This is a genomic window from Bernardetia aquimarina (assembly GCF_042180575.1).
Taxonomy (GTDB): domain Bacteria; phylum Bacteroidota; class Bacteroidia; order Cytophagales; family Bernardetiaceae; genus Bernardetia.
Window position 1 is genome coordinate 3,934,013 of the sequence record NZ_CP170094.1, and the last position, 25,840, is coordinate 3,959,852.

At 30.6% G+C, this 25,840-nt stretch carries 18 protein-coding genes; 7 read left to right on the forward strand and 11 right to left on the reverse strand.

The features are described from left to right. Nucleotides 1-5: 5 nt before the first annotated feature. From ACE193_RS16895 to ACE193_RS16930, 8 genes are all read right to left on the reverse strand, one after another. Nucleotides 6-644: a hypothetical protein gene (locus ACE193_RS16895; protein ID WP_375559401.1), complete on the reverse strand. Its 639-nt coding sequence runs from the start codon at nt 642-644 to the stop codon at nt 6-8. A gap of 401 nt (nt 645-1,045) precedes the next feature. Beyond that, on the reverse strand, nt 1,046-1,714 hold the full coding sequence (locus tag ACE193_RS16900) for an L-threonylcarbamoyladenylate synthase (protein ID WP_375559402.1): 669 nt from the start codon (nt 1,712-1,714) through the stop codon (nt 1,046-1,048). 891 nt (nt 1,715-2,605) lie between these two features. Continuing rightward, nucleotides 2,606-3,814 carry a tetratricopeptide repeat protein gene (locus ACE193_RS16905; RefSeq protein ID WP_375559403.1) on the reverse strand — a complete coding sequence of 403 codons (1,209 nt, stop codon included), beginning with the start codon at nt 3,812-3,814 and terminating at the stop codon, nt 2,606-2,608. Between the two features lie 152 nt (nt 3,815-3,966). Continuing rightward, a complete protein-coding gene (gyrA, locus tag ACE193_RS16910) occupies nt 3,967-6,663 on the reverse strand; it encodes a DNA gyrase subunit A (protein ID WP_375559404.1) in 2,697 nt (898 codons plus the stop codon). Between the two features lie 294 nt (nt 6,664-6,957). Beyond that, a complete protein-coding gene (locus tag ACE193_RS16915) occupies nt 6,958-7,326 on the reverse strand; it encodes a hypothetical protein (protein ID WP_375559405.1) in 369 nt (122 codons plus the stop codon). Between the two features lie 11 nt (nt 7,327-7,337). Next, on the reverse strand, nt 7,338-8,420 hold the full coding sequence (locus tag ACE193_RS16920) for a leucine-rich repeat domain-containing protein (RefSeq protein ID WP_375559406.1): 1,083 nt from the start codon (nt 8,418-8,420) through the stop codon (nt 7,338-7,340). Nucleotides 8,421-8,442: 22 nt separating this feature from the next. Beyond that, nucleotides 8,443-9,525 (reverse strand): transposase, encoded by a 1,083-nt coding sequence (locus tag ACE193_RS16925; RefSeq protein WP_375558860.1) that lies wholly within the window; start codon nt 9,523-9,525, stop codon nt 8,443-8,445. 310 nt (nt 9,526-9,835) lie between these two features. Continuing rightward, on the reverse strand, nt 9,836-10,789 hold the full coding sequence (locus ACE193_RS16930; protein WP_375559407.1) for a leucine-rich repeat domain-containing protein: 954 nt from the start codon (nt 10,787-10,789) through the stop codon (nt 9,836-9,838). Nucleotides 10,790-10,970: 181 nt separating this feature from the next. On the opposite strand from ACE193_RS16930, the gene ACE193_RS16935 reads away from it, so the two are divergent. The 3 genes from ACE193_RS16935 (at nt 10,971) to ACE193_RS16945 (ending at nt 14,831) form a co-directional block, all read left to right on the forward strand. Further along, nucleotides 10,971-11,381 carry a hypothetical protein gene (locus ACE193_RS16935; protein ID WP_375559408.1) on the forward strand — a complete coding sequence of 137 codons (411 nt, stop codon included), beginning with the start codon at nt 10,971-10,973 and terminating at the stop codon, nt 11,379-11,381. 276 nt (nt 11,382-11,657) lie between these two features. Beyond that, nucleotides 11,658-14,273 carry an AAA family ATPase gene (locus ACE193_RS16940; protein WP_375559409.1) on the forward strand — a complete coding sequence of 872 codons (2,616 nt, stop codon included), beginning with the start codon at nt 11,658-11,660 and terminating at the stop codon, nt 14,271-14,273. 30 nt (nt 14,274-14,303) lie between these two features. Continuing rightward, nucleotides 14,304-14,831, forward strand: coding sequence for a retron system putative HNH endonuclease (locus ACE193_RS16945; RefSeq protein ID WP_375559410.1), 528 nt, complete (start codon nt 14,304-14,306; stop codon nt 14,829-14,831). Here ACE193_RS16945 and ACE193_RS16950 read toward each other — a convergent pair. Further along, nucleotides 14,792-15,979 (reverse strand): ISL3 family transposase, encoded by a 1,188-nt coding sequence (locus tag ACE193_RS16950; RefSeq protein WP_375558606.1) that lies wholly within the window; start codon nt 15,977-15,979, stop codon nt 14,792-14,794. The two genes, ACE193_RS16945 and ACE193_RS16950, sit on opposite strands and share 40 nt — an antisense overlap. Before the next feature lie 118 nt (nt 15,980-16,097). Between ACE193_RS16950 and ACE193_RS16955 the strand changes: the two genes are divergently transcribed. Then, nucleotides 16,098-16,223, forward strand: a complete 126-nt coding sequence (locus ACE193_RS16955) for a hypothetical protein (protein WP_375559411.1) — start codon at nt 16,098-16,100, stop codon at nt 16,221-16,223. A gap of 114 nt (nt 16,224-16,337) precedes the next feature. Here ACE193_RS16955 and ACE193_RS16960 read toward each other — a convergent pair whose 3' ends face one another. Both ACE193_RS16960 and ACE193_RS16965 read right to left on the reverse strand, forming a co-directional pair. After that, nucleotides 16,338-17,138 (reverse strand): uroporphyrinogen-III synthase, encoded by an 801-nt coding sequence (locus tag ACE193_RS16960; RefSeq protein WP_375559412.1) that lies wholly within the window; start codon nt 17,136-17,138, stop codon nt 16,338-16,340. A gap of 285 nt (nt 17,139-17,423) precedes the next feature. Continuing rightward, nucleotides 17,424-18,713, reverse strand: coding sequence for a DUF4271 domain-containing protein (locus ACE193_RS16965; RefSeq protein ID WP_375559413.1), 1,290 nt, complete (start codon nt 18,711-18,713; stop codon nt 17,424-17,426). 77 nt (nt 18,714-18,790) lie between these two features. On the opposite strand from ACE193_RS16965, the gene ACE193_RS16970 reads away from it, so the two are divergent. The 3 genes from ACE193_RS16970 to ACE193_RS16980 all read left to right on the forward strand — a co-directional run bounded on the left by ACE193_RS16970 (nt 18,791) and on the right by ACE193_RS16980 (nt 25,834). Further along, on the forward strand, nt 18,791-20,653 hold the full coding sequence (locus tag ACE193_RS16970; protein WP_375559414.1) for a hypothetical protein: 1,863 nt from the start codon (nt 18,791-18,793) through the stop codon (nt 20,651-20,653). Nucleotides 20,654-20,930: 277 nt separating this feature from the next. Further along, the gene (locus ACE193_RS16975) at nt 20,931-22,544 is read left to right on the forward strand and encodes a gliding motility-associated C-terminal domain-containing protein (protein WP_375559415.1); all 1,614 of its coding nucleotides are present in this window, start codon (nt 20,931-20,933) and stop codon (nt 22,542-22,544) included. A 95-nt stretch (nt 22,545-22,639) separates the two neighbouring features. Then, a complete protein-coding gene (locus ACE193_RS16980; protein ID WP_375559416.1) occupies nt 22,640-25,834 on the forward strand; it encodes a gliding motility-associated C-terminal domain-containing protein in 3,195 nt (1,064 codons plus the stop codon). The last annotated feature ends 6 nt before the right edge of the window (nt 25,835-25,840 follow it).

A 25,840-nucleotide genomic window follows, 5' to 3' on the forward strand; every position in this document is an offset into this window, starting at 1 on the left:
ATTTTTTACATATCCTCATAACTCTCATTGGTATTTTTCTCAGCCATCTCATTAATTCTAGGCTGCAATATCCAAACTCCAACAGGAAAAAACAAAAACATAAAAAACTCACTCACAAAATCTTTAAAAGTTACTTCTCTTTGCAATTCGGCTGTTTTGAGTGCCTTTGCAGTAAAATACATAGAATAAAATATTCCAAAAATAGACAAAATATGTAAAATAAAAAGAATTGGTGTTAGCCATTCCATAGGAATTTGAGGTAAGTCTTGTAGCAATATTTGAGGTTTTATTTTAGCAAGTGTAATGAAGATAAAAACACAAAATCCACTAATATAAAGCAAAGGAACAATAGAGAATATTCTAAATTTTGTCGTTTTCATTTCTACACTACTTGGCATATTGTTTTGAAGTCCGTTGGCAACTGACCAAAACCAACTAAAAAGCAATGATGCAAAAAGAACGATTACTAATGGAAAAAACTTTGCTATACTGATGAGCTTGAAAAAATCTTCTGGTTCTGGTGGTGTTCCTCCTTTTAGTATGGATGATATAATCACTCCTATGGTAAGGAATAAACCAATAGGAACTCCTACTAAAAGGAAAAATAATTGCCAATGTTTTGCTTTCAGAAATTTATCTACCATTTTTGTTTTTTATTAAAATTGTGATTTGAATAGATGATTCTATTTATTTGTTGCTTAAGTTACGATAAATTACATTTTTTGCAAAATCATTATATCAAAATAAAAATTTTTTTCTTTTTTCGATCTGCTCTACAAAAAATATCTTTATGCCAAAATAAAAGCTATTTTTTCCTAAACATATATCGTTCAAGCATCTTGCTTGGACACTCTTTTTCGCCAGTATATGCTGACAGAATAGATAGACACAAGATAGAATCAGTAATAGGAAAGTTTAATATTTATATTATATGATTTCTATAGAATTAGGAGACAAAAAAACCACTACCTCAAAAAAGTAGTGGTTTTTCTATTCACTAAAACAAAATCAAAAATGAAAAATCTAATCTTATAATTTCTTTTATTTATTCTTCTTCTACTAGAAGTGATTCGGCTTCTTCTTTTGAAAGAACATCAGCAAATTTTTCTATATCTCCTAGTCCTTGACGGAGTAAAATAATATTATCTTCTATACAACGAATAACAGTTGAGGCTTGAATTTCGCCCATTCCTGCATCAATAACAATATCAACTAAATGTTCGTATTCTTCTTTCATGAGTGAAGGATCTGTCATTGGTTTTCCTTCTTTATCATAAACAGAAGTTGTTACGATGGGATTTCCTAGTTCTTGTACAATCATTCTAGGAATTTTGTGGTCAGGAACACGAATACCGACTTGATTTTTCTTTACTCCACCTACTTTTGGTACTTTATTACTTGAATCTAAGATAAAAGTAAATGCGCCTGGTAGAGCTTTTTTCATTACTTTAAAAACGTGATTGCTTACTCTATGAGCATACAAACTAATATCACTCAAATCATAACATATAAAAGAAAGATGCATTTTTTTTGGGTCAATTCCCTTAATTTTACATACTTTTTCTACTGCTTTTGCATTTGTAAAATCACAACCTATTCCATAAACTGTATCAGTAGGATAAATAATTACACCACCATTTTTTAGCGTTTCGACCACTTTCTGAATTTTGCTTTCTTGTGGATTATCTGGGTGTATTTTTAGGAGTTCTGCCATACTATGTTAATAACTTTTTAGTAAAAAATAAACTTCTTTTATTTTTAGTGAAAATATTTAAGAAGTTTTGAAATATAAGTATATTTTTATTGTATTAAAAATAAAAATTATTTAATCTTCTTTGGCTTTAATTAGGCTTTAAATCTTTTATTGAATAAGGAGTAAAATAGGATAAAAATCAGTTCTTGAAAAATAAATAAAATATTCTCAATTTAGAATCTTTACTTTTAAATTTGATAAAAATAGCTGCTTTATTTCTTACTCTATCCAATAATACATAATTTCTTTGTGTGTTGCAAGATTTTAATGAAAATTATTTTGATTTTATTGTGAAAACCCAAATACTATTCTGCTTGCATGCAGTTTTATAAATCCACTTAACGAGATAATAGTGAGTTTGAGGCTAATCTTTGAACATTTTTTGAGTAAATAGTAAGTTTATTTCAATTTTTTTTAAAAAAATAAAAAATTGGTGCAACCTTATTGCCTACTTAGTGGGTCATAGAAACAGAAGACCAAAACTATTATGTTTTGAAACCTTCTAACTTACAACCTAACAATTCCTAACAACTTCCTAAATGATAGATTTGGGAAGTTTGTTTTTCAAAAATTGAAAGAAAAAGGTGTAAGAATCTAAATTTGACAAACCAATATCTATTTTTTGATTTTAATTCTCTGAAGTAGATTATTATATATAAAAATCTTTTGTTGGCTATGTCATTTTTTCTACGGAAGAAATTGCAGTAGCCATAGTTAGTGAGTAGTGGGAGATGATGCAGCCTTTGGAAGTATCATCTTTTTTTTGTGCTTTATTTTCGAAGAAATAATCGATAAAAAAAACCTATTTGTCTTTGAGACAAATAGGTTTTTAGCTATAAAATAAAAATCAAATTATTTTTTTTCTTCTATCTTCTTGCTCATTAATTCTGCATTTTTTGTATCATCTTTCATTGTATATAAATCTTTTAAAATATTATAAAGTGTGATATCATCATCATTTATTGCGATGGCTTTTTTTGCATAATTAATAGATTGCTCAGCATCTTCAAGAATAGGTTTCATCTTTGGATTTGTAGGATCTTGGTCATTTCCTTCTAAGGTATTGTATTCATCTGCAGCTTGTCTGTAATAATGAATAGCTAATGCAAAAGTAGCATCGTAATCTTGAGCATCTAACTCCAATACTTTTTTGTAATACTCTACTGCTTTTTCAGGTTGATCTTCTCCTTGATACATGATAGCAATATTTGTCAGTGTTTTTGTATCTGGCTTTATTTCAGCTACTTTTTCAAGTATTTCAATAGCCTTAGGATAATCCTTACGTCTGATATATGTATCAGCAATATTAGTAAGGAAATACGTTTCTTTTGGAAAACGTTCACTTCCTTTTTCTAATACTCTAAGAAAATTAACGCTATCTTCTGCTTTATAATAAGCATAGGCAGCCGATTGATAGGCTTCCATAGCTCCTTGATATTCTTCCATATCTGCAAGCTGTTCGTAATACATAGCTGCTTTGTCTAGTTTTTCTGCTTTATCAGCAAAATAACCAATATAAGTTAAGTTCGTTGTATCTTTAGGAAGATAAGTAACGATAGGAATCATAGTTTCGTAAGCCATTGCAAAGTCCTCAGCATCTTGATATTTTTGTACTTGGTTTAGAACTGCACCTTTCAAACGAACTTGTAAACCAGTTTCCATTCCAAGTGAACTTTGAAAAGCTGGCTCTTCTATATACTTAGTATATTTGTCATCTCCTTCTGCTTTTTCTATTTCTAATGCTTTATTCATAGAAACAAACGCACTATCTATTGGGTTTTCTACAAGGGCAGCTACTTCGGGGTTTTCTGCACCAACTTCTAAAATAGCTGTAAAAACTTTAGCACGTACATACCACGTTTTTGCTTTGTCTTTTGTTTTGTCGTGAAAAGTAGCTTGACGAATTTTGTCTAATGCTTTTTCATAATTAGCATTTTCTGGTAATATGAAAAATTCTGCACTATTGACAGCTCCATTTTGTGCAATAGCCGTACTTGTAAGCAATGAACTAGCTACAAAAGCAGCTCCTGCAAGAATTGATTTGAATATTGATTTTGTCATTTTATTAGTGAATGAGTTTTAAATTAATTAAGGTTAAATTATTTTTTTACAAAAAAATAGAAGTTCTATTTTGTTCTGCAAAAATATGCTACAAAAATAGAACTTCTAAACTTAATGCAACTATAATGCAAAAAAAAAGATTTTACATTTTGTTACTCTTCTGAATTTTTATCAGTTTCTGTATCCTCATTTTTAGGATGAATTCCATTCTCAGAATTATTGGCTTCATCAGCAAGATTTGCAGAAATTTCTCCATTTACATCTGTATCTAGGTTTTCCATTCCTTCTTCCAACAAAATCTCTTCTAGTTCTTCTTCTATATGTTCGATTTTAGCGACTGAAGCAATCTCATCTCCTTCTGCTAAGTTTATCAAACGAACACCTTGTGTAGCACGTCCCATAGTACGAAGTTCGGAAACAGCAAAACGAATCATAACACCCGATTTTCTACTAATCATCAAATGGTCGGTATCGATTACTTCTTTTATAGCAATCAAACTACCTGTTTTCTCTGTGATTTTGAGTGTAGTAACTCCTTTTCCACCACGTTTGATAACTCTATAATCTTCTATGTCAGAGCGTTTTCCGTATCCTTTTTCAGAAACAACTAAAAGATTTGAATCTGGACGGTTCAGACAAACCATTCCAATTACTTCATCGCCTTCTTTTACAGAAATACCACGAACTCCTGATGCTGTTCTTCCCATTGGACGAACTTGTGTTTCATTAAAACGAATTGCACGACCCGAACCAACAGCCATAATAATTTCGTTGCTTCCATCTGTCAAACGAACATCTAAAAGTGCATCGCCTTCATTAATCGTAATGGCATTAATTCCATTTTGGCGAGGACGAGAGTAGGCTTCCAAAACTGTTTTCTTGATTTGTCCTTTCTTTGTACAGAAAATTAGATTATTATTATTGATATAATCTTCATCTTTGAAGTTCTTTACATTGATAACAGCCTGTACTTTTTCACCTGATTCTATTGAAATAAGGTTTTGAAGAGGACGACCTTTTGAAGTTTTTGAGCCTTCTGGAATGGCATATACTTTTTGCCAATATACTTTTCCGTGGTCTGTAAAAATCAGTAAATAATTATGTGTAGAAGCTATAAACAAATGTTCTGCAAAATCATCAGCTTTTGTAGTTGCACCTTTTGAGCCTTTTCCACCACGAGCTTGTGATTTATATTCTGATAAAGAAGTACGTTTGATATAGCCTTCATTTGAAATAGTAATTACCATTTCTTGTTCGATAATCAAATCTTCGATATCAATATCTTCTGCACTATGAACGATTTGAGTACGACGCTCATCGCCATACTTTTCTTTAAGCTCCAATAGTTCGTCTGTAATAATTTGCATACGACGTTCTACCTTAGCTAAAATATCTTCATAATCTTCTACTGTCAAAACAAGAGTATCATGTTCGTTTTGGATTTTATTGCGTTCTAATCCTGTAAGGCGTTGAAGGCGCATTCCCAAAATTTCTTTGGCTTGAATTTCTGAAAAGTCAAAAATAAATCCACTAGGAACAGTAATATCTTTGAAGAAACGACTATCTGTATTCATTTGTCCTTCGCCTGTCAGAACATTTCTTGCTTCTTCGGCATCTTTTGAGCTACGAATAGTTGCAATGACTAAATCAATTACATCAAGAGCTTTCAAAAGACCTTCTAAGATATGAAGACGTTTTTTAGCTTCTCTAAGGTCATATTCTGTTCTACGAACAACTATTTCGTGTCTGTGTTCGACGTAATAACTAATTAAATCTCTAAGATTACAGATTCTTGGACGACCTTTTACAAGGGCAACATTATTTACGCTAAACGAAGTTTGAAGACCTGTATATTTGAAAAGTTGATTCAAGACTACATTTGCCATCGAATCACGCTTAATATCATAAACGATACGCAAACCATTTCTATCTGACTCATCACGAATAGCAGAAATTCCTTCAATACGCTTTTCATTGACCATAGCAGCCGTTTTTTCAATCAGCGTTGCTTTATTGGTTTGATAAGGAACTTCGGTTACGATAATCTGCTCACGATTATTTTTGTCAGTATGGATGTTTGCAACGGCACGCATCACAATTCTTCCACGACCTGTTTCTAATGCTTTTTTTACACCTGTGTAGCCATAAATAATTCCTCCTGTTGGAAAGTCAGGTGCAATTACAAATTTTGTGAGTTCTTCAACCGTAATTTCTGGATTTTTGATGTATTCAATAATTCCATCAATGACTTCTGTAAGGTTGTGAGGAGCCATATTTGTTGCCATTCCGACAGCAATACCAGCCGAACCATTTACCAAAAGGTTAGGTAATTTCCCAGGTAAAACAGAAGGCTCTGTCAATGAATCATCAAAGTTTGGAATAAAATCCACTACTTCTTTATTCAAATCTGCTAACATTTCTTCTGCCAAACGCTGCATTCTAGCCTCTGTATAACGCATTGCAGCTGCATTATCGCCATCAATAGAGCCAAAGTTTCCTTGTCCATCAACGAGCATATAACGAAGCGACCATTCCTGCGCCATACGAACCATTGTTTCGTAAACTGACGAATCGCCATGAGGGTGGTACTTACCCAAAACCTCACCCACAATACGAGCTGATTTTTTGTATGCTTTATTGTGATAAACTCCCAAATCTGACATTCCGTACAAAACTCTACGGTGTACAGGCTTTAAGCCATCACGTACATCAGGTAAAGCACGAGAAACAATAACGGACATCGAATAATCAATGTATGCCGTTCGCATTTCGTCCTCAATACTTACAGGAATGATATTACTGTTTCCATCATCCAAAAGGTCTTCTGAACCATTTTCTATATCTGCCATATATTTTTAGTGTAAATGAATGAACAATTACGAATTACGAATTACGAATTGGAAAATCAGCTTAACTAACCGAAAGCTCGGTGCAACTAATTTAAAATGCGTGTAAACTCGTTTGTAATCATTCAAAATACGTGTTATCAGTTACTTATTTGCAAGTTGTTTTTTTTGATATTTTTTCCCTAAAAAACAACTCTGCAAGTTACGAAAAAATAGGTAATTTGGCAATATTTTTTGTGGTTCAATATGGATAGTATAATAACGTAAAAAAGCCCTCTGAAAGCCTACAAATCAACTTTATTTTATCAAAATTTTTAAGAACTCATTTTCATTTCTCAACTCTTTTGCAACTTGGTGTTTTTCATCTTCTTCTGCTAAAAAAATAGCCCAATTATTTTTATCTATTTTATCCTTTACATCTTCTTGTTGTTTCAAAGAAATTGCTTTTTGAGTGAGGGAAATAGTTTGGAAAGTAGGCGATTCTGTGGACAGAAAATTATACATTTCTAAAGTTCTGAAAACGCTTATTGTATTTTTTATTCCTTGTGTTTTAGCAAATTCAAATAAAATAGGAGAAGTAGAAAATTCAGTTTGTGGGTTTTCTTCTAGTTTTGCAAAGGCGATTAATTGCCAAAAAATAACTTTGGTAAGTTCGTTTTGTGTCATTCTTTATAGCTTTATTTATTTCTAAGTTCCTCCTTAAAGTCTTCAACTTTTACATATCCCCAAACATCATTTCCTGTTGTAATATGTTCCAAATGAGGTAAATACTCAAAAAAACGAAAATCTTTAACAGAGTTTCTAGCAAGATTGAGGTGACTTAAATAATCACATGAAAAGGCTTCTACATTTTCAATTTGATTGTAACACATACGTACATAATTTGCACGAGGAAGATTCTTGAGTTCTAATTTTTTGATTTGATTGTGTTCTGCTGTCAAGAAATCTAAGAACGGAAAATCAGTAATTGAAAGGGAAGTCAGATGATTATTATCTAAATTTAATTTTTCCAATGATTTTAGGTGCGAAATATCCAGCTTTGTAAGGCGATTTTTTGATAAATTAAGCGTTTCTAAATAATCTTGATTTTGTAATTTGAAATGAGTAAGCTGATTTTTAGCTAAATTGAGCCATCTCAAATGAGGTGCATTTTCAATACTCAATTCCTTGAGTTGCATTTCTGGAAGATACAAATGTTCTAAATTGGGTAGATTTTGTATTTCTACTTTTTCTAGTGTTGATTTATAACCTTCAATAACTTGTAAATGAGATAAGTCTTTACAAATGAGTTCTTTGAGAAGAGTTTGTTTTACATTGATAAACCATAAATTAGGCAAATCATTCAAAATTAAATTTTTGATAGTAGAATGTTCTAAATTGACATAATTCAGATTTTCAAAACTTGAAAGGTTGAGTGTGTCTAGTTTTGTTCTCGTTAACTGTAATGAGTTTAAAGAAGGTAGATTAATCATTTCCAATTTTTCTAATTCATCTGCTTCAAGCTCCAGTAAATTAGGTAAATTCTCTACAATTAGTTTTTTGATAGGATTATCATAAACTACTACTTTGGATAGAAAGGGGAAATCTCTTAAATGCAATTCTTCCAGTTTATTTCCTTCTACATTCAGAAAAATCAAGTGTTTTAATTCTGAAATAGATGTTGGAAGTTCTTTTAATTCTAATTCAGATAAATCTAAATGGGTATTCAATGTAGATTTATTTTCTTGTATTCTTCGCTCGGCTTCGTCTTGATTTTTCATAAAAAATGAATTTATTGGTTCTTTATGAATTCGGTTGCAAATACACTTTATCACTAAAAATAAATCGTATCATTTTCTTGAAATTATGAGTGTATCTAAATCCTCTAGCTACTCTTTTAATTACCTGTATAGTTGAATTAATTCCCTCTAAAATACCATTTGTTAGTTTAGAAGAAAAGTAATTTATAATACCTTCAAAATGACGATATATTGTCTTTGTGAATGGATTTTTGGGTTTTATTTCTTCTGCAAAATCAGCCATAAACAGTAATTGTGCTTTGGCTTCTTCTATTGATTTGTTCTCGTAAAAACTTTCAAGTTTTTCCATACTAAGTACTAGACTATCATAAATTGGTGTTTTCTTTAACTTTTCTAAGTGTTTGTATAATAACTTAATTACATGCCATTTATCAAAAGTAAGAGCTGCATTTGGAAAATATTCATTGGCTGCACTAATGAAAGCAGGAGACATATCAATAGAAATCTCCTTTACTGTATTAGGATTAGGATGGTGTAGAGCTAATTGCTCAAAAGTAGCCCCTGATTTCCCATCTTCTATTGCAATTATTTTTGAAGTTTCCATATCTATAAAAGAAGTGATATAATCATGTCCTTTTTTAGTAGAAGTTTCATCTGCTCCTATTTTTCTAACTGCTCCTAGAGGTGGATTTTCATTTAAGTCTTGCGTATAATAGTGATAAATGTGTTCCACTCGCTGTGTATAAATACCTAGTTGTTTAGCTACTTTTTGAAAACAATGATATATTTTTAGTAAATCCATTACTTTTTGCTCATAAAGTAGAGTAAAACGAGAAAACTCTCTAGAAAAATCTACTTTAAGTTGAGAAGTTTCTTTAGTAATTTTGTTTTGATAAATAGGTAGTTTACAATGAATAAAACAGCGATATTCAAAAATATTTAAATGCTCCCACTCTCTATCTTTATAGCTATGAATACGCCAGTCTTCAAAAGCAGAAGGACGGTAAGTAGAACAAACTTCAACATAAACATGAACCTTTTTGGCTAATTCATCTTTATCAATTTGACGAATATGAAAAGGAGCGACAATATGTAATAATTCATCAAAAACAATTACACTATCCATAAAAATGATATTTGTAATAAAGAGAAAATAAATGCTAATTTAAACATTTGCAACTAAAATCATAAAGAACCAATTTATTTTGGTTCTCTGACAATTTTTGCACCTTCCTTTCTTATTTAAAAACTATTTTGTATTTTAAATTGGTCTGTACCGAAGGTCTGACCAGTTTAAAATAATTATTTAAAGCTCTGAAAAGGCTTATTTTGTCCAAGTCAGACCTTTGGTACAGACTTGAACAAAATACAAAATAGAATTAATTTTACGTTTAAAATTATCAAAAAGACAAAAATTGTCAGAGAACCTTTATTTTTTATTCAAAAACTTTTATTTGAGAAGATAATTTTTCTTTCCAAGAATCATTTTTTAATTTATTTCTCTCTATTGAAATTCTTTGCAGACTGGGTAAGTTTTCCAAATTTAGTTCTTCTATTCTGTTTTTATCAGCAAAAATTACAGCTAAATGAGGTAAATTCTTCAATTCAAGTTTTTTGAGTTTATTCCTTGAAAGTCCAAGAGTGGAAAGTTGGGGTAGTTGAGAAGATTCAACTTCAAAATCAATTATATCAGCTCTAAAGGCATAAAAATTAGTCAAACGAACAAGGTTCTTTAGGCTAAGTTCCTCCAGTAAATTGTAAGAAATATTTACTTGTCGTAGGTTTTCTAGGTTCTTAAATTCTATCTTGTGAAAACGATTGTTATCAAAATTAACCTCTTCTAATGAAGGCAAATTATATCCTTTCCAATGTTTTAGAAGGTTGTAAGTTGCTTCTAATTTTTGTAAACTAGGCAAATCATTGAGTTCTAATTTTGAAAGACGATTAGTATTTAGCTTGAGTAATTTTAATTGAGGTAAATTTTCTAAATAAATTGTTTCTAGTCTTCCTTTACTCAAATTAAGTTCTTCTAAAGCAGGTAAATCTCTAATTTGGAGTTCTACAAAACGATTGGAAACCAAATTGAGGTATTTTAATTGAGGTAAATTTTTCAATGAAATTTCACTCAACCAGTTTCTTTCTAAATTAATAGATTCAAGAAAAGGCAGGTCGTGTATTTCAATTTTTTTTAGTCTATTTCCTCTCAAATCTAACTGTTTTAGCTTTTTGAAATCAGATACATCTACTTTTTCAAGTTGATTTTCGTGTTCCCAATTTCCGTCATAAAACTCTTGACTTTGCCCAAATTCTTTATCAGCTTCAAAATTATCTCCCAAAATGAGGCTTTCAAGGTTTTTATTTTCTAAAATAGATATTGGTAATTCGTTCATTTGGGTAAAAAAATAATAAATTAAGTTTTAGATAGACTACAAAATACAACTTTTTAGTTTTTTTACGATAAGATAATTGATAAACGTAGAACTTAATTTGATAACTGCAAAGAAACTATTCATTGATTTTCTTAATTTTACATATTCGTAAAAAATCAAGGTTAAATAAAAGCATAAAAAAATGACACCAAACGACATACACGTAGAATCTGCACGCATTCAGAAAGGCATAGAAGACCATTTGGGAATTGATGGAAGTCTTATTTTTGATTATTCACAAGAAGGTACAACTGTAAAATTAAATTTAATTACAGTTAATCCTCGCCACAATCAATCTTTTTTGTTTCATACCGAACATGGAACAGACAAATTAGATGCACTCAAAAAAATGTTTGAGTACGTTCGCAACTACCGTGAGCGTGATAGTTCTTATACTATTCAGTGGGTTTCGAAGGAAGATAGTGGGCAGCGAGAATTACAAACTTCGTATTTTCGTGCAAGAAATATGTACGAAGCACTAGACAAACTTTATTTTGGTAGAGAATTGAACTCTATTACCGTTTATAGTGTGGTTATGAATCCTTCGGCGTAAGAATCAATTACGGATTACGGATTACGGATTACGAATTAAAAATTACGAATGTAAATAAAATTCTGTTTCTTAATTGTTTTTGTAAAACAATTTTGAAGTAGGGAATAAGAATTAAATAAACTGCTATTTTAAAACATTCAATTATCTGATAATCAATGAATTAAATTCGTAATCCGTAATTTTTAATTCGTAATTGTTCTTAGGTAGTTTTTTTGAAAGCTGCCTATTTTTTTTGATGAATTTGTGTATTTTTGATTAAATAAAAAAATAAAACTAATGAACGAAGAAGATAACAATATAGAAAATACTGAAAAATTTAAAACTGTTGTCGTCGCACAAGATGGAAGTGGCGATTATGAGAGTATTGAACAGGCTTTATTTTTCGAAGAATCACAACAAGACCTTACTATTTTAGTAGAAAAGGGTTATTATAAAGTTGAAATAATTGTAAACAGAGTAGGGGTTACCCATATAATAGGTGAAAAAGGCGTAGTTTTTTCTAACCTAAAAAGTAATAGTTTTAGTGTAATTTCAATAAAAAGTGGTGTTCTTAATATAAGTAACATACGTTTTGAAGAGCGATCAGTTTTGAAAAATTTTATACATATTGAAAGTGATAGAGGAATTGGAATACACAAATGTATATTTAAAAATAAATTATCATTAAATGCTGCGATTCAAGTAAATAATGTTTCAGTAATAAGTATAACGGATTGTGTATTTCAACTTGAAGCTATTACTAGCTTACTAAAATTGAAAAAGTCTAAGACGATTTTTTTGATGAATAATACTATAATAAGTACAGACAAAATTGTATCAATAGAAAAAGAACATAGTTTTTCTAAAATATTATTATCAAAGAATATTATTGTCGAAGTAAGCTATTTATTTGAGTTAGTCAATACACCTATTGAGACTGTTAGAGATGTGTTATTTTTTCTATTTGAGAATAAAAAAATTGTTTTTGAAAGAAATATAAAAAAAGTAGATGATAGAGGTGAGAGTGTGTTCTTCAACATGTCAACAGTAGATACAAATATTCTTCAAACAGAGTTCTCATTCAAAAATCAAGAAGAAAGAGATTACAGAATAGAAGACCCACGTTATAAAGGTTTCGGAGCATCGGAAGAAACAATATTATTCTTTATGGATAATGAAGTAGAAAACCAAACTCATAAACCAAGACTTTCAACGAAAGAAATTCTAATCTACACAGACACTTCCCTATTCAAAAAAGAATTCGAAAACTTCATACAAAAACTCAAAAAAGAATCAGAAATAAAAAATATCATTTCTATTCATTCAGTAAAAGAATTACAAGAACAAAAAGCTATTTCTACATTGGTTTTGGTTTCTCCTGTGGATAAATCAGAAAATGATAATGAAATTTTTGAGATTTTGGAGGAAGCAAAAAAACAGAAAAAACAGATTTTTATTTTTCTAGCAGATATTAAAAAGCATACAGGCGATAAAATGAACATTGCCAAAATGCCACAGGTTTTGGAAACGCATAACAAACTAAGAGAAGAAGAAAATGTATCGTTTTATGAAAATACAGAACAATTAGAAGAAATTATTTATCAGCGTTTGCAGACCAATTTTCCGAATGTTACGCTAGAAAAATTAGTTTTGAAAAATATAGGTCATTTCTCCGATTTAAAAATTGATTTCGAAGAAAGCAATCAGAATGCCTATTGTTTTATTGGAACAAATGGAACAGGAAAAACTTCTATTTTAAGAGCTATCATTTTAGGATTAATTGGAATTTCTTCAAAATCACTAGAACTAGACAAACTGAATAGTTTGGTAAAAATATATGGTTTAGAAAATGGAATTATTCAGCGAGAAAATGCTTTTATAGAACTCCATTATTTAATCGACAATAAAAAAGAATATAATAAAGTTTCTTGTCTTGTTGCTAAAGACGGCAAATTAGAATGGAAAGAGGAAGGAGATTTTGCGCTTCTTGATGAGTCATTTTTAGAATCTTTGATTATTGGTTTTTCGCAGCTTCGTGGAGAACGAGGAACAAATGGAAACAAAGAAACAAATAGACAACTTCGTCCACACGTTTCTGATTTACTTCCTTTGGTTCATAATGAAGTCGACGGACGTTTGAGTAATTTTTCTCGTTGGATTATTGATTTGTATGCAAAGGCAAATGAAAAAGAAGTTCGTATAAATAGGCAGGAAAATTCTACCAAAAAAGAAACTGAAATTCTTGAAAGAACAACCATTAATTTAGTCTTTGAGATTGTTTCACAGCTTTTAGACCAAAAAATTAAGTTTAAAGAAGTGAGAGAAAATAGTGAAGTTTGGGTTTGCACAGAACTTGCTGAAAATGGAATTCCTATTTCTTTGGTAAGTCAAGGTTTTAATACCATTATTGGTTGGATTGGTGGACTTTTGCAGCGTATGCAGGAAGTTTATGGTTTACATGCTTTGGGTAGAAAAAAAGACTTTCAAACTTATCCAGCTTTTTGTTTGATTGACGAACTTGACCCTCATTTACACCCACAAGTACAGGCTAATTTGATGAATGTTTTGAATAAGTATTTTCCTAATACGCTTTTTGTTTTTAGCACTCATTCGCCACTTATTATTCCTTATTTGGAAAAAGAAAACGTATTTATGCTTACCGAAAACGGACAAGTGAGTAATGCACATATTCATACGAAGGGTAGAAGTTATCAAAGTATTCTATTAGATTTTATGAATGTTGCTGAACGTCCGAAAGAATATGCTCAAAAATTAGATGATTTGTATAGATTGATTGATGATGAAAATATAGAAGAAGCAAATAAAAAACTAGCTGAACTTATAAAGGATTTTGGAGAAAATGACCCAGAGATTTTGAGAGCGCAAACAATGATAGATTTTATAGAAGATTAAATTTTAGAACTAAAAAACTAGACTGAAAGAATGCGTTTTATAAAAAAGAAACAACAGCCACAATCATTAATTGAAACAAAAAAAACAGTTCCGTTACCAAAATATGTCGATTTGGATAAACATGTTATGGATGATTTAAAACATAGTTTATTAGAAGAACAAGGTCATATTTGTTGTTATTGTATGCAAAGAATTGACTTTGATGGAATGCAGATTGAACATTATAAGCCAAAAGACAAAAATAAATATCCTGAACTTCAATTAGACTATGATAACTTGTTGGGTGTTTGTAAAGGAAAAACTAATGAAAATATTTCTCATTGTGATACATTGAAAAAAAATGAAGAATTAAAATTTCTTGCTCCACATGAAAATTCAAGAAAACATATTTTACAAAAACTCAAATATACAGCAAGTGGAGAAATGACCTCTGAAAGTGAGGAAGTACGAGATGAATTAGAAGACATTTTAAATCTAAATGTTGAAGAATTAAAAGGGCTCTTCCGACTTTTTAGCGATTATATGAATTTGACTATCATTCTCAATCTAAAATTTTGAAAGTTTCTAAACCCATACCCACTCCTTTTGAGGGTCTTAATTTTATTATTAATTCCCTCTACTATTCCGTTAGAATATCTATCTTTGAAGAAATTAATAATATCATTTTTCCAAGAATTAAACGTATTTATAAATCTATTTAGAGCCTTATGATTTATTTTTTGAGCTTCTTCTATCCATTGGTCTAGTAGTTTTTTAGCTTCTTGTTTACTCAAATCAGTATTAAATATATTTTGTAATTCCACTTTCATAAAATACACCTGTCTAAGCGTTGAGCTAAACCTAAACGCTTTAAGTAAAACTCGTCTTTCTTTATAAGTAAGGTCTTTCCATGCCTTGTATAAAAGCCATTTTATTTGCTTGAAATGAACGTTTTTATCATCTTTTCGTCGTAATTCTTTACGAATGCTATCTAGCACTTTATTACAATGCTGAAAAAAATGAAAGCGATCTATTACTACATCAGCGTTAGGAAATACTTCTTTTGCTGTATTTGAAAATCCCTCCCACATATCACAAGAAAATACTTCTATACTAGTACAAAAAACTTCGCCTTTGGATAAAAAATAGGCTTTTAAATACTCTTTATTACGGTATTCTAAAATATCCCAAACTTGACCTGTATCTAAATCTACTAAAACAACAGCATATTCCTTTTTTCCTTTTTTGTAAGCAAATTCATCAATACCTAAACGTCGAGGAAAATAATCTAGGTGTTTTTTTATCTCACGTTTACTATAGGTTTTAAAAATACCATCTAAAACATCCCAAAGTATGTTTTCTCGGATAGCTACTTCTTTGAAACTGCTATCTTTCAAACATAAATAAAGATATTTTTCCAAACGATGAGTTTGATTTTTTTGCTTAGAAACAAAACTAAAAACTTCTTGAAAGTAACGAGTACAATCTTGACAATGAAATTGACGAGAAGTTAAGTGTAAATAAACCTCTTTGTCTAAAATATTTCGGTCACGAACAATACGTTCTGAAGTAGAAGTCACTTTATTGCACTTTTTCAAGCAATTAGGACAAATAGAATCGGCTAAATTACTTTCTCCATAAATAGTTAAGCGAAGTGGAGAAGATTCTATTTTCGTTACTGAAAAATCTGAAAAACCTAATAAAATTGCTATTGTGTTAGTATCCATAGAAAGGCTAAATTAAGAAATTATCGCTAAATTGTCGGAAGAACCATTAAAAGTTTTAAGGAAAAGCGTTATAGATGCTGTAGTAATGATGATTAAGCAGAAATTTAGTAAAGAACCAATGAAAAAATCCTTTATTGAGAATGAAATAGACAAAGCAAATACCTCAAAAAAAGGAAAATTAATGCCTTTTTGTCAAGTCAAAATCTATTATTTGGAGAAAAAATTAAAACAACTTCCTAAATAGAAACAAAAAACTCTCTTCTCAAAAAGTCAAATAAATTGAATGTTGAGAAGAGAGTTTTTAATATAATAGAATTTGGTTTTAATTAATTGAACAGGATTTTAATCCTGTTTTGTCTTATTCAATCCCTAATTCTTCTTTCATTTTACGAATATATTGTTCGATTGCTCCTGTCATAGACGGTGCATTCGGAAGAGGTGCTTCAATATCCAAACGCAAATTGTGGTCTCTAACTGCTTGTGCAGTCGTAGGACCAAAGGCAGCAATACGAGTAGTTTTTTGTTTGAATTTAGGGAAATTATCAAATAAAGATTTGATTCCTGATGGACTAAAAAATGCAATTACATCATAATTTACATTCTCCAAATCTGATAAATCACTAGAAACAGTAGCATAAATGACGGCTTCTGAGTGTTCAATATTATTTTCTCTCAAGAAAGAAGGAATATCATCTCTACGAATATCTGAACATGGAAATAAGAATTTTTCTTTCTTGTGTTTCGCAATGACTTTGTTTAAATCTTCTGCTGTACGCTCACCTACAAAAAGTTTGCGCTTACGAAGATTGATATATTTAGGAAGATAGATGGCTGTTTGTTCTGAGACACAAAAATATTTCATGTCATCAGGAATAGTGATTTTTAGCCCTTTACAAAGCGTAAAAAAATGGTCTACTGCATTTCTACTTGTGAAAATTACTGCCGTATGGTCTAAAATATTGATACGCTGCTTTCTAAAATCACGTAAAGAAACTGGCTGCACTTCAATAAACTGTCTAAAATCTACCTTTACATTGTACCTCTGTGAAAGGTCGTGATAAGGAGATTTGTCAGTCAAAGGAGCAGGTTGAGAAATCAATACACTACGAATTTGCTTAGGTGCAGGTGTTGGGTGTGAGGCATTCGCTTCGTTTGCCATATCGTTGCAAAAATTGGTTTGTTAAAAACTACGACTAAAACTGTTTGTCATAAACTAAACATTTTCATTTTGTTAATAAATCAGTCATTAAAGAGTGATTTATTCAGAAAATAATTTATATTTACGCAAACTATAAATACAGATTTAGAGATTAGTCTAAAATCTAGAAAAGTTCATCTAACCTAATTAAAAGCCTACTACTAACTAAGTAATTTGATTAATTTAATTTAAAATTGTATTTAATCTAAAAAACTGTTAAAATTGACTGATTTAATTGAGAATAAACTAAGAAACTGAGATAATCCATTTTGAGACTATCAAAAGGGGAATTATTTCGGTGGCGCAAAGGTACGAAAAAAGATACAACTTACCAGCATTTGTTCGTGTAAACAAATAATAACTGACTAATAAACTGTGAGTTAGGATAGAAAGAACTACTAATAGAACAAAATAATAGAGAAAAGAACTATTTGTAGCTGTTAGTATTGCATCTGAAGAAGGGCTATAAAAAGAATTAATTAAGAAAGAAAATAATACTGTTGTTGCAAAAATTACACTCATCACAAATGTATTTCCTAAAGTAATAGCTTGTATATGTTGCTCACTAATCTGACTGCTTTTGAAAAAGAGTTTGCCCATTAGTTGAATCCAAAATAATCTAAAAGCAGCAATACACAAACACCAAAAAGCAGCATAAAGCCAATTTAAAACAAAAGAAAACAAGTTGTTTTTGATAAGAAAATAGCTATTTGTAGTTGTTCCGTAGAGTTCTACATAGTAATAGAAAATCCATACAAAACCCATTACCAAACTAAAATAAATAACATAACCAATTTGAGGTAATAGTTCAGTTCTTTTGAATGTTTTGGCTGGTCTGAAAAAATAACTCCACGATTCTCCAAAGGCTTCTGTTCCTATAATTGGATGCACAACTACTGAAAAAACAACGACAATTCCGACCATAAACCAGTTTATCATCAAAATCCAATCAGGTACAGGAGATTTTGGTTTTTGTAATGTAATAGGATTTATTTCTATTTTTTTAGTTGTTTCTATTTTCTTAAAACTATTTTTCTGAGTAAGGATATAAGTAGAATAAGGCTCAAGAATTTGATTTTGAGGTTTTTCTTGGTAAACAGTCAGCATCAAAAAGCCATTAAAATTCTCATGTTTTTCTTTATCAGAATATAAATTTATCAAACTATCAAACGAAATTTCTACATATTCTTTTTCTGTAACAATGGACGAAAAACGAGTATTCCAAAATAGTTTTGCATCTTTGGGCAACGCAATTCCTAAATAATTATTCTCATAATCAACTAGGTTTTTATTGAAATCAAAAATCAAATGTAAGGCTCTGTACTGACTATGAACCGTTGGTAAGTAAGGAACATAACTTTCCAAATCTTCATCATAAATTAGCCATTTTTCACTCAAAGTTTGATAAATTGAGCTAGATTCCACCGTAGGCAGGGCAGGCAAAGCCATCACAGAATTTTGAACACTCAAAAAAACTGTAAAAAATAAGATAAAGAGAGAAATAGAAGTTATTAGAGAATGGCTAAGACTTTTCACACTAATTTCAGATTTTTTTTATTTCGCACCCTAAAGGATGCACTACACTACAAAACTAGCTAATTTCTTTCTAAAATATGACTTTTCTTTTTTGGTTTCTCTTTTTTACGATTTCTTTTTTGAGTGTCTTGACTTCTCTTCTCTCAAAGAATGGAGAAAGTATTCAAGTATTTTTATTTCCTATACTATGTGGGGTATTGTATTTTGTGATTCAAAGTAATTATGTGAAGAATGGTTTTTTATTATTTCAGAAAAATAACTTGAAGAAATTTTTATTGCTGATTCTGGGAAGTATATTGATTTGGCTCTTAAATGCTGTTTTTGTTTTTAATATTTTCGAACTGACTAGCACTTTTCCATTTCGTATTCCTTCAAAAGATTCTGTTTTTTACGCTCGTTTGTCTGAAAGATTATTGACTTCTGAATATGAAAGTTTTTTTGCTTTTCATAATGATACACCTGCTGTTTTGGGAACTTCTCCCTATCATTTTTTTGAATTGTGGCTGACTGCATTTTTTTCTAAACTCTTTGCTATTTCAGGTTATTTAGCTTATTCACTAATTACTTTACCTCTTTTACAAATTTGTGTTTGGGTGGGGTTTTTATCTATTTATGAGCGTTTTAATTTAGAAAAAAATACTTCTCAACCTTCTTTTTCTGCTTTTGCTTGGTGTGTTGCTTTGCTATTTTTGGGTGGGATTTATTTTCCTTTTTATCAATACAGTAGTCTTTTTTCAGCAACTTATTGGCTTTCTAATACCATTTTTACAGGACTTTCCGAACATTATTTTTTTTGGGTGGCAGCTTTTATCTTTTATTCTTATAAAAATTATCGGGCTATAATTTGGGTGGTTTTTACCCTTGTTTTTGTTTCACCAACACTTTGGGCTTCGTGTTGGGCAGGACTTTTTGTAGTTGGAGTTGTTTTATTTTATCAAAAAAAAATAGAATTTTTGAAAAAATATAAATTAGAAAGTGTTCTTTTTTTCCTTCTTCCTCTATGTTATTTGGGCTTTTATCATTTTACCAAATCAGAGCAAAATGTAGCTGATGAAAGCATTTCAGTTTTGCTTCTTAGTCAGAGCAGTTCTACGTTTTTTCGTTTTTTCAAACAAGTAACTTTGTATGCCTTTAATTTTGTACTCATTTTTATTCCTTTTGTTTTTATTTTTTATAACGAATTTTTACAAGTAACTAAAAAAATAATCAAACCAATTAAGAACAATAAAATTACTTTTCAACCTATTCAAATTATCTTTTTATTTTTTGTAGGAGCAACTTTGGGAGCAATATTCTTTTATTTACTCTTGCCTTTTCACATAGAAAAGTTTCAGTTTCTCAGAAATTTTATTTTACCATTTGTACAAGTAGGATTAATTTATTTTTTTATTAAATTAAAAAATAATTTGAATAACAAAGTAAAAGTGCTTTTCAGTTTTTTGCTTTTGTATCAATTCGTTTTTACGCTGCATTGGTTTTGGAGAGAAACATACCTTCAACAAGAACACAGTCAAGAATATCTCAATGAAATCGGAAAACAAGAAAATCTAGAAATAGGAGCAGTTTGGTATGAAAAAGAAGACTATGAAGCTAGATTGGTCTTTAATAGAATTGAAAGTTTTGAAATAGAGGGGGAATATTTGGCTTTCAAAACAGGTATAAAACGTATCTATAATCTAAATATGGCTTGTGTCGAAACTGAAAAAGAGCCTTCCTTTATGACCATTGAAGCTGATGTTTTTGCTATTTGGCTGCGTGAAAACAATCCTAAAAAAGAAATTGTTTGTACAGATTCTTTAAAAACTATTTTTATAAAAGAGTATAATTTAGATTTTCTGATTTTGGGACAAAATGTATCTATTCCTACTCAACTTCAATCAAAAATTAAGTTTCAAATACAGGATAAAAAAAGTGGGGAAGTTTTTTTGAGGTTGAAATGAATGAATGAGAATAGGTTTTGATTACTGTATTCTACTTTTTTACTAATCTTTGTATGCCAAAAATTTGAATTTAAGTGTTTAAAAATTAATACTTGATTAGTTATTTCAAACAAATTATTTTTAATAAAAAAAAGCTTCTATTCTAAAAATCTTTGAAAAAAATTGTAAGAGAGTTTTATTTTTAGTAGTTTTCTTTTCAAAAAAAACAAATTAGATGAAATCGATTAATTTTCTAAAGAGAGAAGTTTTAAAAATAGGCAAAATACTACTTGTATTTATGCTTTTATCATTCTATAGCTTTTGTAATTATGTATTCTCGCAGACAGAAAAATTATCTTCTTTTGAGTATGTATATGGTATGAGAGGAAATGAAGAAGCAAAAAAAGTTGTGGCTATTGAAGATGAATATCTTATCTTAGGAACAACGACTAGCTTTGATAATAACTCAAGTCTTTTTTTAATGAAAATTGATGAAAGTGGACATTTGCTTTGGACTCAAAAATACGGAAATGAGCAAAATGAAGTGGCTTGGGATATGATTAAAACAAAAGATAATAATATATTGATTTGTGCCACTACTGAAATCCCAACATCAAATAACCCTACTAATCAGCAAAGTTTATTTTTGAAAGTCAATCAAGAAGGTAATATAATTTGGCAAAAAACATATACACATCAGGTCTATAATGTTCCGACAAGTGCTTTGCTTTTAGATAATGGTGATTTTTTGATTACTGGGTATTTTGCTTTTGATGTCAGTACAAATACTAGAGATGCTATGGCAATGCGTTTGTCAGAAAAAGGAGAAATCATTTGGTCAAAGTCGTATGATAGTGGTTCTGGATCTGGAGGAAATGAATATTTTTTACAAGCAACAGCTACAAAAAATGGAAATTATTTGATTACCACACCAATAGGAAATCGAAAATATACATCTAACGGGCTTTATGATCATGCCATTACATGTATAGATGGCAATGGAAAACAAGTTTGGGCAAAACATTTTGGAGAGGGATATAATGATTCTTTTGAAGCTATTATTTCCTCAAAAGGAAATAAATTTATTGCAGCAGGACATTACCGTACATCAGCAAATAATTATAATATGGTTTTTGCATTCTTAAATCAAAAAGGAAAGTTTGAAAAGGTTAATTATTTTGGAAAACAAGGAGTAGAACGTGTTTTCGGTATTGCTTCTACAAAAAAAGAAAAATATCATATTTTGGCAGGAATGACCACTTCTTTTGGTAATGGAAATAAAGATGGATTAGCTTTAATCATTGATTCAAAAGGAAATTATATTACTAGTCAAACTTTTGGAGGAAAAGAGGATGATGTTTTGAATTGTGTAATTGCTACCAACGATGAGAGTGGGTTTATTTTAGTAGGCAAAACAAAGAGTTTTGGTTTTGGTGGAGAAGATGTTTATGTAGTGCGAATGAACTTTGATGATAAAAAAGAAACTATTCAAAAGAACTGTAATGCTAATGAGGTTAAAAACACTCTTACTCCACTAGATTTAGAAGTAAAAGAATTTTCATTTAGTGAATATACTCCTTCTTTTGGCAATGGCAATTTGATGATGCAAAATGAAATTAAATTTGAGAGTGAAAATTTATGTTGTGTACAAGAATCAATAGATGAAACAAGTTTACCCAACATAATTACTCCAAATGGTGATGGCAAAAATGATTACTTAGTTTTGCCTCTTCAAGAAGGTTCAAGAGCTTCATTAGTAATCTATGATAGATGGGGTAAGATGGTTTTCAAATCAGAGAATTATCAAAATGATTGGAATGCTAAAAAGCTTTCAAGTGGAACATATTATGCTACTCTGATTATTTTATGTACGGGGCAGAAAATGAAATTTTGGGTAGATGTAAGGAAATAAGTTTTGATGTGTAAATAGTCAGCATTAGAGAATGTTTTAGTAATTTTGTGGATTATTTATATTTTTTACTGAGCTAAATTTCTATGCTAAAATATATGAGAGCTTTCTTCTTCACTTTCCTTTTTTATACTTTATTACTTCCTTATTCTAATATTTTTGCTCAATCTTTTCAAAATACGTATGGATTAACTGGAAACCAAGAGGGAATTGCAGCTTTAGCTGTTGGAGATGGGTATGTAATCTTAGGAGATATACAAGCAGGAAGTAGAAAAGATTTATATCTTTCAAAAATCGATGAAAATGGAGAGTTAGTTTGGCAACGTACTTATGGAGATTCAAATACAGATGAGAGTGCTTGGCATCTTATCAAGACAAGTGATAATGGTTTTCTTATAGCTGCCACTACTACAAGAAGTTCTAGCTCTGCCGAAAGAGTTTTGTTTATCAAAACAGATGATAGTGGAGTAGTGCAATGGCAGAAAATATATACTTATTCTAATTACGTAGCTCCAACACATATTTTAGAGTTAGCAAATGGAGAATATATGGTAACAGGATATTTTGCATTCGATTCAAACAGAAATGATAGAAGTGGCATGGTAATGCATCTTTCTTCAACAGGAAATATAATTTGGTGTAAAGCCTATCATGGTGGAGGTTTGAGTGGAGGAAGTGTAAATCAATATTTCATAGGAATTAGACAAACTCAAAATGGAAATTTTATTTTGCCAACAGCGTATGGTGGAAATAGCTCTGGAACGCCAAGTGGAAGGTATGATAATGCAATTACTTGTATAGATGGAAATGGAGACCAAGTTTGGGGAAAACGTTTTGGAGGATCTGATAATGATGAATTTAGAGTGATTTTGCCTTTTTCGGCTACTGAAACGATTGTAGCAGGAAGTTATAGAAACATGTCTTCTGATTTGGAAATGGCTTTTTGTAAAGTGCAACAAGATGGAACAATTACACAAAGGAAAAAATTTGGAAGAAACCAATTAGAACGAGTTTTTTATGCGACTGCTACGGCTGATAGAAGTAAACTTTATTTTGTAGGTTATACTTCTTCTGTTGGAGGAGGAGATAGAGATATGTTAGTGTTATGTACTGATATAAATGGAAGTTATCTTTGGAGTAAAGCATTTGGAGGAACAGGATTTGAAGAAGCTAGAAGTGTAGTGCTTACTAATGATGGAAATGGAATTGTAATTATTGGAAGAACAGCTAGTTTTGGAGCAGGACAAAATGATGTTTATGTAGTAAAAATGCACAATGCCACAAGTACGCAATGTAATCAAACTAATTTTACAGACCCTGTTGAAGACATCACAGGAACAATAAATAATATTACTTTTAATACAACCCCAATAACTCTAGGAAATGGAAATGCCATAAATACAGGTAGCATTAGTTTAACTAAAAATTCTACTTGTTGTGTAGGTTCAGTCAGTATTTCAGGAGTTACCACTATTCCTTGTTCTGCAACAAGTACAACTCTTTCAGCACCTACAGGGTATGCTTCTTATTTGTGGACTTTCCCTGACGGAACTACTTCTACAAGCCGAACCATCACAACTTCACAAGTAGGAGTGCATTCATTGAGAGCAAGAAATGCAAGTAATTGTGATTTTTTTGCACAAACTACTATAACTTTAGCAGCTCCTGCATCACCTGATTTAGTTCCGACTTCATCATCTTTTCCTTGTGGTGGAACAACGACTTTATCAGCACCAAATGGTTATGCTTCTTATTTATGGACATTACCAAATGGAACAACTTCTACCAATCAAACCATTACAGCAAGTGCAGCAGGAGTTTATACATTACAAGTTCAAAATTCAGCAGGTTGTAATTTTACAGATACAACAACTGTAATTATTGATGGAAACTCTACTCCTACCGATTTAGTAGTTGATAGTTTTTCTTTTCCTTGTGGTGGAACAACGACTTTATCAGCACCAAATGGCTATACTTCTTATTTGTGGACATTACCAAATGGAACAACTTCTACCAATCAAACCATTACAGCAAGTGCAGCAGGAGTTTATACATTACAAGTTCAAAATTCAGCAGGTTGTAATTTTACAGATACAACAACTGTAATTATTGATGGAAACTCTACTCCTACCGATTTAGTAGTTGATAGTTTTTCTTTTCCTTGTGGTGGAACAACGACTTTATCAGCACCAAATGGCTATACTTCTTATTTGTGGACATTACCAAATGGAACAACTTCTACCAATCAAACCATTACAGCAAGTGCAGCAGGAGTTTATACATTACAAGTTCAAAATTCAGCAGGTTGTAATTTTACAGATACAACAACTGTAATTATTGATGGAAACTCTACTCCTACCGATTTAGTAGTTGATAGTTTTTCTTTTCCTTGTGGTGGAACAACGACTTTATCAGCACCAAATGGTTATACTTCTTATTTGTGGACATTACCAAATGGAACAACTTCTACCAATCAAACCATTACAGCAAGTGCAGCAGGAGTTTATACATTACAAGTTCAAAATTCAGCAGGTTGTAATTTTACAGATACAACAACTGTAATTATTGATGGAAACTCTACTCCTACCGATTTAGTAGTTGATAGTTTTTCTTTTCCTTGTGGTGGAACAACGACTTTATCAGCACCAAATGGTTATACTTCTTATTTGTGGACATTACCAAATGGAACAACTTCTACCAATCAAACCATTACAGCAAGTGCAGCAGGAGTTTATACATTACAAGTTCAAAATTCAGCAGGTTGTAATTTTACAGATACTGTAAACGTTCAATTTAACCAAACAGAGCAAGATTTAATCAAGGAGAACTTTGAATTAAACTGTATCAATCAATCTATTGAATTATCTTTGAGTGAGAATTTTTCCCAAGCTTTTACAAGCTATTTATGGATATTTCCTAATGGAGAAACTTCCACTGACGAGATAGTTTTAGTTAATCAAGAAGGAATCTATAAAATAATTGTAGTTGATGAGTTTGGTTGTCAGTTTGAAGATATGACAGAAGTAAAAGGTAGAAACCCAACTCTTATAGAACAAGATGTTACTAATGTAATTACTCCAAATAACGATGGGTTTAATGACACATTTGTATTTCCAACTGATAATGCAAAGCTGTCTATTTATTCTCGTTGGGAAGAAAAAGTATATCAATCTGATGATTATAAGCACGATTGGAATGCTGATAACTTGCCTAGTGGAATGTATTTTGTAATTGCTTATGATGTGTGTTCGGATAGTGAAATCAAATTATGGATTCATGTTATAAAGGATTAAAATGAG

Excerpts from the sequence above, each read along its gene's own strand:
- ACE193_RS16925 (WP_375558860.1), bottom strand. The coding sequence starts at position 9,525 with ATGGATAGTGTAATTGTTTTTGATGAATTATTACATATTGTCGCTCCT.
- ACE193_RS16895 (WP_375559401.1), bottom strand. The coding sequence starts at position 644 with ATGGTAGATAAATTTCTGAAAGCAAAACATTGGCAATTATTTTTCCTT.
- ACE193_RS16935 (WP_375559408.1), top strand. The coding sequence starts at position 10,971 with ATGACACCAAACGACATACACGTAGAATCTGCACGCATTCAGAAAGGC.
- ACE193_RS16950 (WP_375558606.1), bottom strand. The coding sequence starts at position 15,979 with ATGGATACTAACACAATAGCAATTTTATTAGGTTTTTCAGATTTTTCA.
- ACE193_RS16945 (WP_375559410.1), top strand. The coding sequence starts at position 14,304 with ATGCGTTTTATAAAAAAGAAACAACAGCCACAATCATTAATTGAAACA.
- ACE193_RS16940 (WP_375559409.1), top strand. The coding sequence starts at position 11,658 with ATGAACGAAGAAGATAACAATATAGAAAATACTGAAAAATTTAAAACT.
- ACE193_RS16975 (WP_375559415.1), top strand. The coding sequence starts at position 20,931 with ATGCTTTTATCATTCTATAGCTTTTGTAATTATGTATTCTCGCAGACA.
- ACE193_RS16970 (WP_375559414.1), top strand. The coding sequence starts at position 18,791 with ATGACTTTTCTTTTTTGGTTTCTCTTTTTTACGATTTCTTTTTTGAGT.
- gyrA (WP_375559404.1), bottom strand. The coding sequence starts at position 6,663 with ATGGCAGATATAGAAAATGGTTCAGAAGACCTTTTGGATGATGGAAAC.
- ACE193_RS16955 (WP_375559411.1), top strand. The coding sequence starts at position 16,098 with ATGAAAAAATCCTTTATTGAGAATGAAATAGACAAAGCAAATACCTCA.
- ACE193_RS16980 (WP_375559416.1), top strand. The coding sequence starts at position 22,640 with ATGAGAGCTTTCTTCTTCACTTTCCTTTTTTATACTTTATTACTTCCT.
- ACE193_RS16960 (WP_375559412.1), bottom strand. The coding sequence starts at position 17,138 with ATGGCAAACGAAGCGAATGCCTCACACCCAACACCTGCACCTAAGCAA.
- ACE193_RS16900 (WP_375559402.1), bottom strand. The coding sequence starts at position 1,714 with ATGGCAGAACTCCTAAAAATACACCCAGATAATCCACAAGAAAGCAAA.
- ACE193_RS16920 (WP_375559406.1), bottom strand. The coding sequence starts at position 8,420 with ATGAAAAATCAAGACGAAGCCGAGCGAAGAATACAAGAAAATAAATCT.
- ACE193_RS16905 (WP_375559403.1), bottom strand. The coding sequence starts at position 3,814 with ATGACAAAATCAATATTCAAATCAATTCTTGCAGGAGCTGCTTTTGTA.
- ACE193_RS16915 (WP_375559405.1), bottom strand. The coding sequence starts at position 7,326 with ATGACACAAAACGAACTTACCAAAGTTATTTTTTGGCAATTAATCGCC.
- ACE193_RS16930 (WP_375559407.1), bottom strand. The coding sequence starts at position 10,789 with ATGAACGAATTACCAATATCTATTTTAGAAAATAAAAACCTTGAAAGC.